Annotated in this window: 16 protein-coding genes; 8 read left to right on the plus strand and 8 right to left on the minus strand. The window is 49.2% G+C overall.

Annotated features, from left to right (window positions below; all coding sequences use genetic code 11):
* A partial coding sequence (locus E5987_RS07965; RefSeq protein WP_160335569.1) for a flavocytochrome c occupies positions 1–926 on the minus strand: 926 nt, incomplete at its 3' end.
* A 35-nt stretch (positions 927–961) separates the two neighbouring features.
* On the opposite strand from E5987_RS07965, the gene E5987_RS07970 reads away from it, so the two are divergent.
* Positions 962–1,102 carry a hypothetical protein gene (locus tag E5987_RS07970; protein ID WP_160335570.1) on the plus strand — a complete coding sequence of 47 codons (141 nt, stop codon included), beginning with the start codon at positions 962–964 and terminating at the stop codon, positions 1,100–1,102.
* Positions 1,103–1,291: 189 nt separating this feature from the next.
* On the opposite strand, the gene E5987_RS07975 is transcribed toward E5987_RS07970, so the two are convergent.
* Positions 1,292–2,116: a hypothetical protein gene (locus tag E5987_RS07975; protein ID WP_237178770.1), complete on the minus strand. Its 825-nt coding sequence runs from the start codon at positions 2,114–2,116 to the stop codon at positions 1,292–1,294.
* Positions 2,117–2,247: 131 nt separating this feature from the next.
* Complete coding sequence (locus E5987_RS07980; RefSeq protein WP_160335571.1) at positions 2,248–2,862, minus strand: hypothetical protein; 615 nt, start codon at positions 2,860–2,862, stop codon at positions 2,248–2,250.
* A 178-nt stretch (positions 2,863–3,040) separates the two neighbouring features.
* Here E5987_RS07980 and E5987_RS07985 point away from each other — a divergent pair, with 178 nt between their 5' ends.
* Positions 3,041–3,496 (plus strand): MerR family transcriptional regulator, encoded by a 456-nt coding sequence (locus E5987_RS07985; RefSeq protein WP_160335572.1) that lies wholly within the window; start codon positions 3,041–3,043, stop codon positions 3,494–3,496.
* A gap of 19 nt (positions 3,497–3,515) precedes the next feature.
* The gene (locus tag E5987_RS07990; protein ID WP_160335573.1) at positions 3,516–4,478 is read left to right on the plus strand and encodes an NAD(P)-dependent oxidoreductase; all 963 of its coding nucleotides are present in this window, start codon (positions 3,516–3,518) and stop codon (positions 4,476–4,478) included.
* Between the two features lie 48 nt (positions 4,479–4,526).
* Here the strand turns inward: E5987_RS07990 and E5987_RS07995 are convergent, their stop codons facing one another.
* From E5987_RS07995 to E5987_RS08005, 3 genes are read right to left on the minus strand one after another with little or no spacing between them, the layout of a single operon-like run.
* Positions 4,527–5,384 (minus strand): GntR family transcriptional regulator, encoded by an 858-nt coding sequence (locus E5987_RS07995; RefSeq protein ID WP_255453150.1) that lies wholly within the window; start codon positions 5,382–5,384, stop codon positions 4,527–4,529.
* A complete protein-coding gene (locus E5987_RS08000; protein ID WP_160335575.1) occupies positions 5,365–6,648 on the minus strand; it encodes an amidohydrolase in 1,284 nt (427 codons plus the stop codon). Before E5987_RS08000 ends, E5987_RS07995 begins: the two co-directional genes overlap by 20 nt.
* An 11-nt stretch (positions 6,649–6,659) precedes the next feature.
* Positions 6,660–7,919, minus strand: a complete 1,260-nt coding sequence (locus E5987_RS08005; protein ID WP_160335576.1) for an OFA family MFS transporter — start codon at positions 7,917–7,919, stop codon at positions 6,660–6,662.
* 224 nt (positions 7,920–8,143) lie between these two features.
* Between E5987_RS08005 and dcuC the strand changes: the two genes are divergently transcribed.
* Together dcuC and E5987_RS08015 are read left to right on the plus strand one after the other, a co-directional pair.
* The gene (dcuC, locus tag E5987_RS08010; RefSeq protein WP_160335577.1) at positions 8,144–9,406 is read left to right on the plus strand and encodes a C4-dicarboxylate transporter DcuC; all 1,263 of its coding nucleotides are present in this window, start codon (positions 8,144–8,146) and stop codon (positions 9,404–9,406) included.
* 28 nt (positions 9,407–9,434) lie between these two features.
* The gene (locus E5987_RS08015) at positions 9,435–10,532 is read left to right on the plus strand and encodes a porin (protein ID WP_160335578.1); all 1,098 of its coding nucleotides are present in this window, start codon (positions 9,435–9,437) and stop codon (positions 10,530–10,532) included.
* A 203-nt stretch (positions 10,533–10,735) separates the two neighbouring features.
* Here E5987_RS08015 and E5987_RS08020 read toward each other — a convergent pair whose 3' ends face one another.
* Positions 10,736–11,446: a dihydrofolate reductase family protein gene (locus E5987_RS08020; protein WP_160335579.1), complete on the minus strand. Its 711-nt coding sequence runs from the start codon at positions 11,444–11,446 to the stop codon at positions 10,736–10,738.
* A 307-nt stretch (positions 11,447–11,753) separates the two neighbouring features.
* Here E5987_RS08020 and E5987_RS08025 point away from each other — a divergent pair, with 307 nt between their 5' ends.
* The 3 genes from E5987_RS08025 to E5987_RS08035 all read left to right on the plus strand — a co-directional run bounded on the left by E5987_RS08025 (position 11,754) and on the right by E5987_RS08035 (position 14,275).
* The gene (locus E5987_RS08025) at positions 11,754–12,092 is read left to right on the plus strand and encodes a P-II family nitrogen regulator (RefSeq protein ID WP_160335580.1); all 339 of its coding nucleotides are present in this window, start codon (positions 11,754–11,756) and stop codon (positions 12,090–12,092) included.
* Complete coding sequence (locus E5987_RS08030; protein ID WP_160335581.1) at positions 12,089–13,351, plus strand: ammonium transporter; 1,263 nt, start codon at positions 12,089–12,091, stop codon at positions 13,349–13,351. Before E5987_RS08025 ends, E5987_RS08030 begins: the two co-directional genes overlap by 4 nt.
* 162 nt (positions 13,352–13,513) lie before the next feature.
* A complete protein-coding gene (locus E5987_RS08035; protein ID WP_160335582.1) occupies positions 13,514–14,275 on the plus strand; it encodes a basic amino acid ABC transporter substrate-binding protein in 762 nt (253 codons plus the stop codon).
* Positions 14,276–14,320: 45 nt separating this feature from the next.
* Here E5987_RS08035 and E5987_RS08040 read toward each other — a convergent pair whose 3' ends face one another.
* Positions 14,321–15,298: a LysR family transcriptional regulator gene (locus E5987_RS08040; RefSeq protein WP_160335583.1), complete on the minus strand. Its 978-nt coding sequence runs from the start codon at positions 15,296–15,298 to the stop codon at positions 14,321–14,323.
* Positions 15,299–15,710 lie beyond the last annotated feature (412 nt).

Consider the following 15,710-nt stretch of genomic DNA (forward strand, 5'->3'; position numbering starts at 1 on the left):
GGCTGTTTGAGCTCAGCAGCGGAAACAACGTCACGAGTCTGCAGTTCGTTGATGAAGCGCTTGCCGTCCTGGTTGACGAGGATGGCGCCGTTGCCGCGAACCGCTTCAGTGATCATTTCGCCGTTGTTGGGAACTACGGTCGGGTGAGTCTGGATCTGGGACATGTCGACTGTGTCGGCACCGGCCTTTTCACCAAGAGTGATACCGTCACCGGTAGCGCCCGGATGGTTGGTTGTGCCAAAGCCCTTGAGCTTGGGATTGATCTTTGTCAGCAGATCCTGATTGGCGCCGAAACCGCCCGCAGCGATAACGACAGCCTTAGCATTGATGGTCTTAACGCCGTTCTTGCCTTTGTACTGAATACCGACAACCTTGCCGTTCTTAACGATAAGTTTTTCAACTTTGGCGTTGGTTCTGACGTCAATGCCTTTGTCCTTAGCGGCAGTGGCAAGAGCCTTAACAACGTTGGCACCGACGAAGCCTCCGCCCACGGGACGGTGAGCGCGTTTGTTGGTGGCGCCGGCGAGCATGCCGACGTCAGTCAGATCGCCTTCTTTCAGGCTGTTGATGAAGTCAACAGAGTATTTGGCGTTGTCTGTGAGGACGTGTACGAGATCCGGATTGTTCAGGTACTTGCCGCCCTTCATTGTGTCGTTGAAGTGTGTCTCGATGGAGTCTTTGATTCCGGCCTTTTCCTGCGGTTTGGTTTCAGCAGCGTTCAGACCGCCGGCTGCGCGGTTTGTGTTGCCGCCGACAAAAGCCATTTTTTCAAGAACGATGACTTTTTTGCCCAGATCATGAGCAGTTACAGCGGCAGAAAGACCTGCGCCGCCTGCACCGACAACGACGACGTCCGCGTTTTCAGCGGCGACGGCGGGTACAGCGAAAACAGCAGATACAGCAGCAGCCAGAATTACCTTTTTCATTGTTTCTCCTCTTTGAGAATGTGTTGAGAATGGTAATGATTTTAATTACCGCGCTGAGATTAATCCATATGCAGATTGTTGAAAAAACAACAGTTACAGAAGGAATTAGAAGAAAATTTTTGAGAAAAAACGAATATCACGAGGCGGGTGTCATTTACTTTGTGTTCCTCTCATGAGAGGGAGGGTGTTTCTTTTTTGAGACTGAAAAGCGCATCCGCTGCGGCCCTGCTGAGCGGATTGGCGTCGGAAAATAATCAGATAGGATTATTGCTGAGTAGACTGACTGAGCTGCTGAGCAGAAGACATGAAAAAAAGCCGCACTCTGGAGGATAAGTGCGGCTTAATCGGCTGTATCGGATTAAGTGTTACTTTTGCCAGCCGAAGTACTCACAAACCGTGTCCCAAGCCACGTTCTGGAGAAATCTTGCCGTTTTTTCATCGACTTTTTCGATGCCGAAGAAATTCAGCCCGACCGGAGAGCGGTGGTACATAGAAGCAAAGACGACGCAGGCTTCAAGGTAGGTACCTTCCGGAGACGGATGAGTTTTATCCGCGCGGTAGAGTTCCAGTTTCGGATCCTGTTTAATCGCTTCGGCAAAAGCTAGGCCAACCGGGATGACCATGGCGTTAGCCTCGTTGCCGACCTTGGTCGTAGCATCCGCAAGCTGCTGAGTCATTTCCGGCTTGTTCTTGCGCGCCCAAGTCATCATTAAGAGCGGCTGAATGCCGATGCACTGCAGATCATAGGAATGCTGCTTGGCATATTTTTCGAAAATGTCTTTGCGCTGCGGGTTAATCGGTCCGGTGCTGTTGTCCTGAAGCACAACGGCGTCAAAGACTTTTTCCTTGCGGAAATCAAAGGTTTTGATCTTGCCGCCGTCGCTGTGGTCAACATAGGTAGACGCCATGCCGGAGGGACGAACGAGTTCCCAGACATTGAACCAGCCGAGATCGGCTGCACCGATGGTTACCATGCGGTTTCTGCGGACCTTTAAGCCGGCGGCCTTGATCAGTCCGTTAACGTTGCCGGACAGGCCGCTTGAGTAATAGGTATAGGAATTGCCGACAAGCATGTAGCTTTCGGGCGCTTTGATCTCTGTGACTTTAGGTTTAATAGAGCATTCCAGAGATTGTGCGGAAAAAGGCAGAATGCAGGCAAAAGCAACCGCTGCGGCTGTTAGGATTCTCATCATCGCTCCTTAGGAAAGTGTAAGCAGTATGATTGTCGTCACGACAGCCGCGGCAGAAAAGGTCTGATTCACAAACTGATTTTGCAAAGCATGCAAAATTTCAGATCTTTTCGCAAAATATAAAAATCCGGTTATTTTCCGAAAATAATTTTTTCCAAGCCCTTGGTATCCGTTCCGGAGAAGATGGGCAGATATTTGCCGTCGTTGTTTTTGAAGACGCCGAGCGGCACAACTGTCAGACCGCTCCATCGTGCGATTTTGGCATTTGACCATACTTCAGCGCGGAACTTCTTGTCGACCTCTTTGCCGGCAGGATTAATGCCGCGGAAGTCCGGATCCTTAAAGTGTTCTTCATGTTCGGCAAGAGCTGCCCAAGGATTCTTTGAGGAGAGAATCAGCGCGGCCTGATCAAGGCTCAGATCGTTCAGCACGGGAATCGGGAACCAAACAAAATTGACGTTGCCCTGCAGAGGCAGAGAGGCATGCCACAGCTTTGAACACCAGGGACACTGTGTGTCGGACACGATAACGACAGTAGGTTCGTCGGGTTTGGCATCCGGATTTTTGATGCCGAAGCCGTTGGCAAGCATGGACTCGTAGAGATGTTCAATCTGAGTGCCCGCCCTTAACTCTTCGTATTCGGGATGAGACGGCACGCTGTTCGGACGAATACCGACTTTTTCTTCAGCCAAAGCGAAGGGTGATAACAATAGAGATGAAGCAAAAAGACAAGTACGACGAAGCATGGTATTCCTCCAAAAACTGCCTTCATTGTATGCGTATGACCTGACAAAAGACGGGTCGGCGGGTGAAATTTGGGACATCCCAAGGGAAATATTCTTCGATATATGTTTCGTCGGATATTTATTGAAGTAAAAGCTAGCTACAATGCAAAGGTTAAAGTGCGCTTGAGCAGAGGAAAAAATGAGCTATTCCATTGGAGAACTTTCAAAAAAATTTAATATCGCGCCGTCTACACTTCGTTACTACGAAAAGGAAGGGCTCCTGTCTCAAGTGAAGCGCAAAGCATCCGGTGTTCGCGAATTTGGCGTGGAAGACTGCAGAACACTGCTCTTGGTGGACTGCCTTAAACAAAGCGGCATGTCGATCAGAGAGATTTCGCAGTTTTCCGAACTTATGCGATGCGGCGACAGAACACTTCCAGAACGAAACGCGACGCTGCAGACTGTGACGGAAACTGTCAAAGAAAATCTGAAGCGGCAGAAACAAAACCTGAAACGACTGCGCTATGAAGCATGGCTTTACGAAAAAGCCTGCCAATACGGGAGTATGGAGAAAGCGAAAAATCTGCCGCTTTCAGCTATGCCGAAGAAGATTCGCAAAGTGAAGCAGGAGCTTGACGAGCTCCTTGAAGACTAATCGGTTCGGAGACATCAATATGAAAATTGTCATCACCATCGCCAACTTTTGTGACGACGCTTTAAATTACCTCAAGGATAAAGGGTTTGATGTACACCACTACAGCGGGCCTTCGCTCGGTGCGGGCGTCGCTGACGACACGCTCTTTGAAGTCGTGAAGGACGCGGATGTCATTATTGCCGGAACCGAAACGTATCGTCCGTCTCTGCTTGCTCGTCTGCCCAAGCTGAAACTGATTTCCAGAAACGGTATCGGCTATGACGCAATTGATCAGGAGGGTCTTAAGACCAACGGCATTGGACTCACGCACACCAGAGGGTTTGTAGAAGGAGCGGTTGCCGAGCAGATCATGGCTTACATCCTGTATTTTGCGCGCCGCATTGATCAGCAGAATGCACTGATGCACGCGCATCAGTGGAAGAGCAAGCTCGAGCCCGGTGCAAAAAACCATACGCTTGGTCTGGTCGGGTTCGGCGGAATCGGTACTGAAACCGCTAAACGCGCGGTTCCTTTCGGCATGAAGGTGCTTTATTACTGTCGCCATCCCAATCCGCAGGAGCCGACCTACGGAGCTGAGTATGCTGAGCTCGACGAGCTGCTTGCACAAAGTGACTATGTCGCGGCCTGTGTTCCGCTGACGGATGAGACGTATCACTTTTTTGATGCGAAGAAAATCGCGAAGATGAAAAAAGGCGCCTGCCTGATCAATATCGCCAGAGGTCCGGTTGTGGATGAACACGCCCTGGCTGATTCGCTCAAGTCCGGACATTTATCTTCCTGCGCGGTGGATGTCTATCCGAAGGAGCCCTGTACGGATTCTCCGCTCGCTGACTGTCCGACTGCGGTTCTGACGCCGCACACTGCCTCATCGACCGTGGAGAACATGCGTGAAATGAATTTTGCGGCCGCTGACAACGTGATTAATTATCTGAACGGCGCATTAGATCCTAAATATCTGGTGGTGCAGGGCAGTCGCGCGTAAAATCTGTTCTGCGGCACGGGAATAAATGACAGTCCGAGAAAACGTTCGTTAGAACTCGACGTTGTCTTCAAACTGTCCGCTCACTGTGTAGTGGTATTTCCGTGTGACGCAGAGCTGGTGTCGATATTCAATCGGCTTATCATTGACAGAGTAGGCAAGACGATTGATTTCGATGACCGGAGTCGGATCCGGGAGCTTAAACATGAAGCATAGATTGCTTGGCAGCAGCGCTGCCTTGATTGTTTCTTCGACCCTTCCGATTGAGACGCCGAGTTCGCTTTGATAGAAGGAATAAAGCAGTTTCTCTTCGTGCTTCATTAAGTTTTCTTCTGTCAATTTGGAAAATACGGTTTCCGAAGCCCAAATTTCATCAAAAGTCACCAAACCGGAAGACGCAAGAAGTGCTCTGCCGGCGTGTATCACCATATCCTGAGGCTCAAGACAGAGTTTGCTTTGAATTTCAAGCGGCGGTGAAACTTTCACAAAGAATAAAAGTTTTGAGGTTGTCGGCAACGCTTCATCAGTTAGGGGATCATCAGGAACAAATTTGACATAGCGGCGTTGGAAGAGCTTCTCATTTCTCTTGAAATCCGAAACAAAAGTGCCTCGTCCCTGGCGTCGAATCAATATGCCTTTTTCAACAAGAAGATTTAAGGCTCTGCGCATGGTTCCCTGGCTTACAGAGAACTCTTTTGCGAGTTCGGTCTCGCTTGGGAGCATCTCCCCGGGAGTCCACTTTTCCTCAGAAATGAGTTGAGACAAGGCATTGCTGACTTGTAAAAAAAGCGTTTGTTTTTGAGGACTGAAAAAAATATTTTCATTGAGCGAAGTGTTGTTCACATTGTCCTCCCGGGGCAAGGATTGTCGTACGAGGGCTGAATCTATTCTACAAAGCGGCCGCTCCATTGACAATTAGCGCAGTTTCCCTATAGATATCAAACCCGATGGGGAGGCTTTTCTCATCCTGAATATCAAAATTCGAGCGGTGGTGACCTCCGTGGTTGCAGCCGTAAAGGACAAAAGCAGCTTTGCCTCCGTTGTCGATCACACGCTTAAGGAATAGAGCGCAGTCTTCTGATCCCGACGGGCAGTGAACTCTATCCATGACTTTGGTTCCGGGGACTTTTTGCATCGCGCCTTCCAGTGTTTCGAAAAATTCCGGACACGGAGTCAGGCTGGTTGACTCTCCTGCCAGTGTGATGGTGGACTGAACGCCGTAAGCTTTATCAATGCCTTCGAAGATGTTCTGCACTGAGTTTTTCAAAAACTCGTTGATTTCATGGGTTTCGCCGCGTACTTCCATCTGTAGTTTGGCGGTTGCCGGAATCACGTTTCTGCCTTCTCCTGCGTGCAGGGTTCCGACGCAGATGCGGGTTGCGCCTTCTCCGTGTCTGGAAATTCCCTGAATCATCATCGATGCAGCGCACGCTGCCATGAGTGCGTTATTTCCAAGTTCAGGGCAGTTCCCGGCATGAGCCGCTCTGCCTTTGATGGAAACGTCAAATTTTGAAGAGGCGAGGAAACCACCGTCCATAATGGCGATTTCGCCGAGTTTAAGAACGCCGCCGATGTGTCCTCCGACAAAGTAGTCAACATCGTCAACAATTCCGGCAGCGGTCATTGCACGGGCACCTCTGACGCCTTCTTCTGCCGGTTGGAAAATGATTTTGATTTTGCCACAGAATTTATCCTTGTGATCATTGATCCAGTGTGCCAGGGTGAGCCCGACAGCAGTGTGGGCGTCATGTCCGCAGGCATGCATAAATCCGGGGCGTTCGGAACGGAAGCCTAATTTGTTCGGCAGATGCTCCGGGTCGTCAGTTTCGCGAACAAGTACGCAGTCAATGTCGCATCTAAAGGCAGTAGTTGGCCCCGGTCTGCCGGTGTCAATGACTGTGACGGCGCCGGTGTAGCCGCCGCATTCATCGATAAAGGACTGAGGAACTCCGGCTTTAAGCGCACGTTCGATAGCGTCTTTTACCAACGTTTCATCTCGACCGAGCACCTCTTTTTCATTGACGTTGGCGATGCCGACAGTAACTGGCAGTCCAAGTTCGCGCAGAAATTTTGTGATGAAGTAGGTTGTTTCAAATTCAGTCCATCCCTCTTCAGGGCGTTTGTGAAGCTGTCTGCGAATTGCAATCAGTTCTTTTTTATACAGTTCTTCCATTTTTAGTTCCTTTAAGAAAATGAAGCAGCCGAAAGCTGGTGCTTCTTGATGAGCAGATAGATGACGCCGCAGATAATTCCGAGCGCTGCGGCTGTGATACAGATCAAATAGGCTCTGTCGTAAGAGCCGGCCTGCTGAGCCCACTTGAGCAGCTGCGGGCCGCCGAAACCTCCAATGCTGTAGCCGAGCATCATTACGGAGAAATTGACACTGTTGTTCTTATTGCCGTACTCATCAGCTACGAGGCTTGGGTATGTGCCGATAAACGAGCCGTAGCAGATTCCGACGAAGATGGTCCCAGTAAAGAACAGCCATGCACTTGTCGGTGAAGCCCAAAGTAAAAGGACAAATCCGGCAATTGCCAATAGAAGCATGAACATTAAAGTAGGGACTCTTCCGAACTTATCGGAGGCGGTTCCGGAAATAAAGCGGCCAAGGGTATTGGCGATCGAGATGACGGATACAGCCATTGCAGAAGCGGTCATGCCCAGACCGATTTGGTGATTGGCAATGCCGGAAATGCTCGAAATCAGCATGAGCCCCATGGTTGAACCGGTTACAAAGAGAACGAAGAGCGGAATGAAAAGAGTGGACTTAATCATTCCGATCCAGTTTGTTTCAATGCCGGAGACAGATGCTGCTTTTGGAGAGTCGCAGAACTCGTTAGCGAAATCATCAGGGCACTTTGCTGTGAAAAGAGTCAGCAGGCAGATCAGGATGGCGGAGCCCAGTCCAAAGATGATGCATGCGTCACTAATGCCAATGCTGACAACCAGCGCATTGACAAGGAAAGGCAGCGCAGCAGCGCCAATGCCGAGGGAGGCGGTGACGAGTCCGCCGGCAAATCCTCGTCTGTCAGGGAAGAATTTCACGGCGCTGTTGATTGTGCAGCCGTTGACCATCCCGGTGCCGACACCGACAAAGAATCCGTATCCGATATAAAGCAGAGAAGGTGAATCAGCATATCCGCAGATGAGATAGCCGACTCCGATGGCAAGGCCGCCAAGCGCGACGACAAGTTTGGGCCCCATGCGATCGTTTATGTAGCCGCCTGCGAGCATCAGAAATGGAGTTAATCCTGCCGCTAAGCCGAAAACCGAACTTAAGTCCGAAGAGGTCAGCTCAGTTCCGTTGAGCTGATTGAAGTAAGACGCGAACGGAGCAGCGAAAACGCTCCAAATATAAAGCGCTCCGGAAATAAAGTTGATGAGACAGAAAGACAAAAGATAAATCCATCTTTTGTTTTTTAATTGAACGGGGTTATTAGACATTAAATTCTTCCTTTTTATTTTCAGATTGAATTTTGATCTAAAACCTGCTCAAAAATAATCTTGAATTTCCCTGAAAAAGCAATACGTTAAAAGTTATCTTATATCCGATATCCGATATAGGACAAAGATTTTGACGCTTTTCCGAATAGGACTGACACATTTGTTTACCTAGACTGATGAGGATTCTTAATCAATCACTCACCCTCATTCAATCAGGTTTAATTATGTCCTTAAATATTGCATTCGCATTGGTTACAGTGCTGGTGACTATCTATGCCTTGATAAAAAGGTATGAAACTCGCTGCGTGCTTATTGTTGCGGGCTTTGCTATGGCGATCTTTTCGTTAAAGCCCATGATTGCTTTTCAGCAATTCGACGCATCTATGACAAAAGCGTCGCTGATTATCGCGATCTGTTCAGCGATGGGTTTTGCCGCAGCGATTTCGTTAACGAAATGCGACGTTCATTTAGTTGCATTGCTGACAAGACCGTTAAAAAGTTTAGGTGTCTTTCTTTTGCCGGCCTGTATGGCTGTTACCGGCATTTGCGCTGTGGCGATCCCCTCGACTGCAGGTTTGTGTGCAGCGGTTGGTCCTTCGATGATCCCGATCCTGATTCGCTCGGGCTTTAGGCCTGCAATCGCCGCAACTGCTATTGTGTGTTCAACCACCCCAGCGCTTCTTAATCCCGGTGTTGCGCACAATGTGTTTGTGTCCAAGCTCGCCAATATGGAAGTGATGGAATTCATCGGTCAGTTCACACTGCCGCTTGTTTTATTTGCGGCAGCGACGATTGCCGGACTAATGATTGTCTGCGTGGCATATCGCGACTATAAAAAACCCCAGGTTCAAGAGAAAGGAGAGATGCAGACCGCATCAAATCTGCCGGAAAAGGTGAATATCTTCTACGCAATCGCACCGCTCGTTCCGGTTGTCATTCTTCTTTATGTTTCTCTTTACACAACGATGAAGATGAGTGTTGCTACCGCAATGCTTATTGGAACAGCCTATGCTCTGGCTGTCACACGTTCCAACCCGGCTGAAGTTACCAAGAAATTCTTTGACGGCATGGGCAAGGGCTATGCCAACATCTTGGGCATCATCATTGCCGCAGGTGTATTTGCTGCCGGTTTGAAAGCGGCAGGCATCATCGATTTAGTGGTTGAGTCACTGACCTCGGCTAATCATCTCGCACGCATCGGCGGAGCGTTTGGTCCCTACATTATGGGCGTTCTTACCGGTTCGGGAGATGCGGCAGCCTTCGCGTTTAATGAAGCCGTCACGCCGAACGCACCCAATTTTGGACTTCAGATTGCAGACCTCGGCTGGCTGGCCGTCATCTGCGGCTCCTTCGGGCGCCTCTCTTCTCCGCTTGCCGGCGGTGTAATTCTCGTAGCGGGCATGGCAGGCGTCAATCCGATGGAAGTGGTTAAAAGAAGTGCGCCTGTGATGGTCTGTCTGCTGTTTGCTGCTTATTTCCTTCTGTAATTTTCCCTTCTTACCCAAAGAGTAAAAAATGAAAAAATCCCACATCTTTCTTCTCTCGTCCGCTGCGTTATTGTCGATGTCCTCTGCCTGGGCCGGTCCGATTATGATTTACGGCCGTATTGATACCGGCATTGCTTATAACAACTATGGCGGCGATACGCACAAAGACAACACAATTTCCATGAATTCCGGTCTCAATACCGCGTCACGAATCGGTATTCGAGGCTCTGAAGAGATTACCTCTGACTTTTCCGTCGGTTTCCGTTTGGAGAATCGTTTTGATTCCACAACCGGTGAACTTAAAGGCGGTTCCTCCGGCAATAAATTATTTGAAGGTTGTTCATATCTGAGCATGACGAGCAAGAAATTCGGTGAGCTCTCAGCCGGCCGTATCTCAGGTATTGTTTCCGGCTCCGGCGCGTATGACTTGGAGTTCTTTATGGATTCATTTGGAGGCGGCACATACGGTACAGGTCTGGCGCCGGTGAAATCATCCCGCATTGACAATATGTTTACCTATCGTTCTCCCATGCTTTCGGGTGTGCAGGCGACTCTTCAGTACTCCATGAAGACGGAGTCGAGCGAAGAGGGAAATGAAGCAACGAGTGAAGTTGATCGTTTTTATGCCGGCGGACTGAGATACAACCTGGGTAAACTAAACCTGATTGCCGCCTATGAGGAAACTGATTGGGGCTCTAAGCAGAAGGCCAAAGCGACAACAAGCAAAAAGATTGTGACACTTGGCGGAAGCTATCGCTGGGAACCGGTGACTGTTTATCTTCAGGCGCAGTACTTTAACGGTGTGAACAAGCTCGACGGATTCTCATCGGCCGGCAATATTAAAGGCTATGGCTTATACGGAGGCACGCAGTTCTGGTTTGGGCTTTCGTCCTGGCAGTCGATGGTTTACTACCGCGACTACAAAGTCGATACAGATAACGGCATTAAGAATCACAGCGCGTCAATGATTGGTTTTGCAACGAAGTATCTCTATCGTCCGTCTAAGAGTGTTGATATTTATATCGGCGGCGGTATTTCTCGTTGGGACGGCCAGAATAAATCAACGAAGAAATTTACCAAAGACCATGCTTTTAACATTATTACCGGCGTTACCAAGTACTTTTAATTGTGCATTGGCAGCCTAAATAATATTTAATAATTTCATACCCTTCTCCTCCGGGCACTCACAAATCCGATGATTTGTGAGTTTTTTTGCATGGACGCTAGTCCGGATAAAAGAAACGGCCGAAATTGATTCGGCCTCAAGGTCTTATCCACATGACAAGAGGAAAGCCTCCGTTTCGGAGGCTTTAGCGTTAAGTTCGCGCTTTAGCGGTGCATCTTATAGCGCAGCCACACAAAACCGGAACCTACGGTTTCACAATCAATCAGCTCGAGGCGATTGTTTTTGAGAGGAGACGGCTCTTCGGTACGGCATTCGATAACAGAAGGATGAGCGCTGTTTCCGTCGAGTCCCGGATAAATAATCAGGCTCAGTTCGTCTACAAGGCCCATACCGATGAATGTACCGCAGGTAAGGGCGCCGCCTTCAAGGAGGAGATGCTTGGCATTGAAGTCGGATTCAAGATGTTTTAATGCACTTTCGGTTTCTTCTTTCTTAGTGCCGGGCGTGCGCATGATGTAAGAGACGCCTACGTCTTCAAGTTCTTTCTGATAAGCGCGTGTGACATGGCTGCCCAAAATCGCGACGATATGTTCGCCGCTCGGAAGGGTCGGGGATTTGTAATGGAGGCGTCCCTGAACGTCAAAAACGACTGCGAGCGGGCGGCCTTCGCGTTTGCCGACGAAAGTCATGGTGTGCATGGTCTTCGGACCTTCCATCGGTTCGCGTTCTTCGATCAGATCCTCACCATATTCGGCCATCGTGTTGCGGCCTACGATCCATCCGTCAGCGGGCATCTTGGCAGCGGTCGCTTCGTAAACATCGCCGACGCCGCAAGCGTCGTTATAAAGGGGGCTCCAATATTTAGATAAGAGACGTCCGTCGGCGGACATGATCATGTGGCAGGTAATTTTCATTTTCGGTCTCCTCAATATGCTTGATTGCGCAGGACCTACAAGATAAGCAATTCCGGCTAGGAACTGCGGGGCAGATCCCTATCCTTAGTATGCTCCAAATAGGTTCATAAAGGAAGAGAAAAAAACGCTGAGATCGGTCTTTTTACGGCATTGAGCGCCAGGATGGTGCGTCTTTTCAGTGTGATTTGTTGAGAAATATTTCTAAGAAAGAAAAAAGCTCCTGATTTTCAGTCTTTCCTGAGTTGGCACGGTTTATGCATGTGAGTGGTTAAGCCCTTACGGGAAACTATAACCATCAGGAGAAATTATGAAACTCATCATTGCGGTGATTAAGCCGTTCAAACTCGACGAGGTGCGCGAAGCGCTGACCGATATCGGTATTACCGGTATGACCGTCTCGGAGGTCAAAGGATTCGGCCGTCAGAAAGGACACACGGAACTGTATCGAGGCGCCGAATATGTGGTGGATTTTCTGCCGAAGATGCAGATTATGGCCGCAGTGCCGGACAATCTTTTGGATCTTGCCTCGGAGGCGATTTCCAAAGCCGCCTACACAGGAAAAATCGGCGACGGAAAAATATTTGTTCTGCCGCTTGAAGAAATCATCAGAATCCGTACAAGTGAAACCGGGGAGGCTGCGATATGAAATGCTTGATTTTCTCTCTAATGCTTCTTTCAAGCCCCGCGGTAATGGCAGAAGAAACAGCGATGAATGCCGCGGATGTGTCCTGGATGCTGGTTGCGACCACGCTGGTGCTATTTATGACAATCCCGGGCATTGCACTCTTTTACGCCGGCATGGTCCGTAAAAAGAATGTACTTTCGGTCGCGATGCAGAGTTTTGCGATTTGCTGCGCATGCACCATTGTTTGGTATGTGTCCGGTTACTCACTTGCATTTACAGAAGGAAGTTTCTTTATCGGCGGTTTAGATCAGGTATTTCTGAAGGGAATCGGCATTAAAACGATGCACGGCTCCATTCCCGAAATGCTGTTCATGATTTTTCAGATGACATTTGCGATTCTGACGCCTGCGCTGATGTGCGGCGCCTTTGCCGAACGAATGAAATTCTCCGCGCTGTTTCTGTTCATGGTTCTTTGGTCGCTCTTTTGCTATGTGCCGGTCTGTCATTGGGTATGGGGACCGGACGGCTGGCTTGCTTTGGCGGGAGCACTTGATTATGCGGGCGGCACGGTTGTTCATATTAATGCCGGCGTCGCGGGTCTGGTCGCCTGTATTGTTCTTGGCAAGCGTGTTGGTTACGGACGGGAGGCGATGGCGCCGCACAACCTCATCATTGCATTAGTCGGCGCCTGCTTCCTCTGGATCGGTTGGTTCGGCTTTAATGGCGGAAGCGGTTTGGCTGCGGATGAAAGAGCGGTAATGGCGATTGTGGTTTCTCAGATTGCCGCGGCGGCTGCGGCGCTTACTTGGATGGCCTGTGAGTATGTCCAGAATCGCCGCTTCACCGTTCTTGGCGCGATTTCGGGTGCAATCGCCGGGCTCGTGGCGATTACTCCGGCCTCAGGCTTTGTAGAACCGATGGCAGCTCTCTTAATCGGCATCTGCGGAGGTTTCGTGTGCTATTTCGGTGCAACCTGGCTCAAATTTAAGCTTGGCTATGATGACTCATTAGACGCTTTCGGTGTGCATGGCGTGGGCGGAATTGTAGGTGCGATTCTCACCGGAGTGTTTGCCACGGAAAGCATTACCGGAGAGGCCATGCGTCCGATGCTTGAGCAGGTCTGGATTCAGGCAGAAAGCGTTATCGCGACGATGGTTTATGCAGCGATCGTAACTTATGTTCTGCTGAAGATCGTTGACAAGCTGATTGGAATTCGAGTTTCTCTCGAAGAGGAACGCATCGGTCTTGACCTTAGCCTTCACGGAGAGCGGGTTGAGTAACTGAGGCGTGGAAATCCGGGGTGCCTTGGGTGCCTCGGATTTCATCCGTTTGTATGAAGTAATTCGTTGGAGGAAAAAGAGTTTTTTAATTTTTTTTTCTACACTTTATTTATGCCCTCATTTTTAATCGGGAAAAACCTAACCACAAATTCGGAGATTTAGATGTTTAGAAGAAATTTACTTGCCTGTGTTTCTGCGGCGCTGCTTTTATCCTTCTCTGCGGTACAGGCAAAGTCGCCGACACTTGAAGATGGTGTGCTTCTTGTCGGTACCGATTCAAGCTTTGCACCGTTTGAATTCCTGGCTGAAGACGGCAAAGAATTTACCGGTTTTGACATGGAGTTGATCCGTGCGATCGGCAAGCAGCTCGGCTATAAAGTTGTGATTCAAAACATGGGTTTTGACGCCACGGTTCCCGCGCTGCGCACAGGCATTGTCGACGCGGTGATCGCGGGCATGACAATCAATGAAAAACGTAAAAAATTCGTTGACTTCTCAGACCCGTACTACACCTCCGGTCTGATTATCATGGTTCCGACGACAGACACAACAACAAAGTCGATTAAAGATCTGGAAGGAAAGAAGATTGGCGCTCAGATCGGCACAACCGGCATGTTCCGCGCCGAACAGGTCCCCAACGCCAAGGTCGTCACTTTTGCGAACGCCGCGGAAACTTTCCTGGAATTCCAGAACGGCGGTGTTGACGCCGTGATTCAGGACTTCCCGGTTGTCGCCTATTACGTCGCTCAGGGCGGAAACCGCGGCAGACTGGTCGGACCGAAGATGCAAGCTGAAGAATATGGAATCGCAGTTCCAAAAGGCAATGCAGAGCTTCTGAAGCAAATCAACGGTGCGCTTGTCGAATTGAAGAAGAACGGCGAGTTCGGCCGCATTTATAAGAAGTGGTTCGGTGACGAACAGTAAGCGTTAAACGTTCAGGCGGCTCCTTAATCGGAGCCGTTTCTGTTTTTAAGTCAATAATTCATCCGTCATTCGTCGGACGGCTTCATCGATAATTTTTCTGCCGTTAAAAACTCTCTCAAGCGCGGATGAGGCTTCGCTTTTATTCCACCACAGCGCGAAATTTTTGAGCTCCGCATTCTGAAGTTCCTGATCCTGCCTTGTGACCATTGCCATTACCCAGGGCTCACGCTCCCATCCGGGCAGAATCGGAACAATATCGCCGCGTTTGATTTCTTCCAGAACGTGTCCGAAATACAAATCAACGGTAATCCCCTGATGGTTTAGTAAAAGACGCTTCAGTGTCAGCTGATCGTGACTCAGAAAGAGCGTTTTCCATTTCAGGATTCCGGATTCTTCTCCTCCTTTGTACAGAAACTGCGTGTTGTGTCGGTTTGCAGTTTTAAGAAGAAGTCCTGTGTGTCTCACCAGATCCGAAGGAGATTTCGGCAGCCCAAAACGGCGGATGTATTCCGGTGTGCAAAGTACCGGCGTTGCGGTCTGCATAAAGGGTCGAATGATGAGATTTGTAGTGTCGGTCGGCCACTGATTGACTACGGCAAGATCCGCTTCGCCCCGCAGCAGTGCGTTGGCAGAGTGCTCCGGAATGATTTCAAACTGTACGCTTGGGTGCGTGCGCGAGTAGGCGAGCAGTTTTTCGCTGTAAAACTCCTGCGCGATTTCAATCGGGGAAGAAATTCGGAAGAGCTGCTTTTGAGCGGTACCTTCTGAAAATTCGATCATCTGTCGAAATCCGCGCACGAGCGGTGTTGCGACACTGACGAGCTGTGCGCCCTTGCGTGTGGGTTTAAAGGGACGGCAGTTTTTTTGAAGCAGGGCGTAGCCGAGTTCTTTTTCCAAGCCGGAAATTAAGCGTGAAACTTTCGCGATATCCAAGTCCATTAAAAGCGCTGTCTGCGAAATGTTGCCCGATTTTGCCGTATGCAGAAAGGCTTCCCAAGCCTGAAGGTTTTCTAAGTTTCGCATGGTGTCGAGGAGATGCCGGATGGTTTTCAAAAACTGCAAGGTCTTCACATTTTATAAAGAATCCCTATTTGTCTCAAAATTTCAATAAATATAGATAAAACCACTAAAACAATGATTTTTAAAGGCATGCCAGATGCCTTGACCGATTTCCGAGGGGCGCAATTTAGACGAAAAAATCCGAGACTCAATTTAAAGATGTCTTAGAAACAAAGTGGTTTTATCTAATATCTATTTGATTATCAATTATTTTGTAGAAACTGAAAATTTCTTTTCAGAAATGCCGACGGTGGAAAGACGAAATTTCAAGAGAATGGAATTAAAGCTTAAATTCCATCCCACACCTAAGGCTATAAAAATGAAAAACATCAAGAGACATCTGTCTTCGGCTCAGCCGGCCGAACAAACACGGACT

This window comes from Parasutterella muris, assembly GCF_009767915.1.
GTDB lineage: Bacteria > Pseudomonadota > Gammaproteobacteria > Burkholderiales > Burkholderiaceae_F > Parasutterella > Parasutterella muris.

What these genes read in the sequence shown, in the direction of transcription:
- E5987_RS07970 (WP_160335570.1), top strand. Translation starts at nt 962, where the DNA reads ATGATTTTAATTACCGCGCTGAGATTAATCCATATGCAGATTGTTGAA.
- E5987_RS07975 (WP_237178770.1), bottom strand. Translation starts at nt 2,116, where the DNA reads ATGAGAATCCTAACAGCCGCAGCGGTTGCTTTTGCCTGCATTCTGCCT.
- E5987_RS07980 (WP_160335571.1), bottom strand. Translation starts at nt 2,862, where the DNA reads ATGCTTCGTCGTACTTGTCTTTTTGCTTCATCTCTATTGTTATCACCC.
- E5987_RS07985 (WP_160335572.1), top strand. Translation starts at nt 3,041, where the DNA reads ATGAGCTATTCCATTGGAGAACTTTCAAAAAAATTTAATATCGCGCCG.
- E5987_RS07990 (WP_160335573.1), top strand. Translation starts at nt 3,516, where the DNA reads ATGAAAATTGTCATCACCATCGCCAACTTTTGTGACGACGCTTTAAAT.
- E5987_RS07995 (WP_255453150.1), bottom strand. Translation starts at nt 5,384, where the DNA reads ATGGAGCGGCCGCTTTGTAGAATAGATTCAGCCCTCGTACGACAATCC.
- E5987_RS08000 (WP_160335575.1), bottom strand. Translation starts at nt 6,648, where the DNA reads ATGGAAGAACTGTATAAAAAAGAACTGATTGCAATTCGCAGACAGCTT.
- E5987_RS08005 (WP_160335576.1), bottom strand. Translation starts at nt 7,919, where the DNA reads ATGTCTAATAACCCCGTTCAATTAAAAAACAAAAGATGGATTTATCTT.
- dcuC (WP_160335577.1), top strand. Translation starts at nt 8,144, where the DNA reads ATGTCCTTAAATATTGCATTCGCATTGGTTACAGTGCTGGTGACTATC.
- E5987_RS08015 (WP_160335578.1), top strand. Translation starts at nt 9,435, where the DNA reads ATGAAAAAATCCCACATCTTTCTTCTCTCGTCCGCTGCGTTATTGTCG.
- E5987_RS08020 (WP_160335579.1), bottom strand. Translation starts at nt 11,446, where the DNA reads ATGAAAATTACCTGCCACATGATCATGTCCGCCGACGGACGTCTCTTA.
- E5987_RS08025 (WP_160335580.1), top strand. Translation starts at nt 11,754, where the DNA reads ATGAAACTCATCATTGCGGTGATTAAGCCGTTCAAACTCGACGAGGTG.
- E5987_RS08030 (WP_160335581.1), top strand. Translation starts at nt 12,089, where the DNA reads ATGAAATGCTTGATTTTCTCTCTAATGCTTCTTTCAAGCCCCGCGGTA.
- E5987_RS08035 (WP_160335582.1), top strand. Translation starts at nt 13,514, where the DNA reads ATGTTTAGAAGAAATTTACTTGCCTGTGTTTCTGCGGCGCTGCTTTTA.
- E5987_RS08040 (WP_160335583.1), bottom strand. Translation starts at nt 15,298, where the DNA reads ATGCGAAACTTAGAAAACCTTCAGGCTTGGGAAGCCTTTCTGCATACG.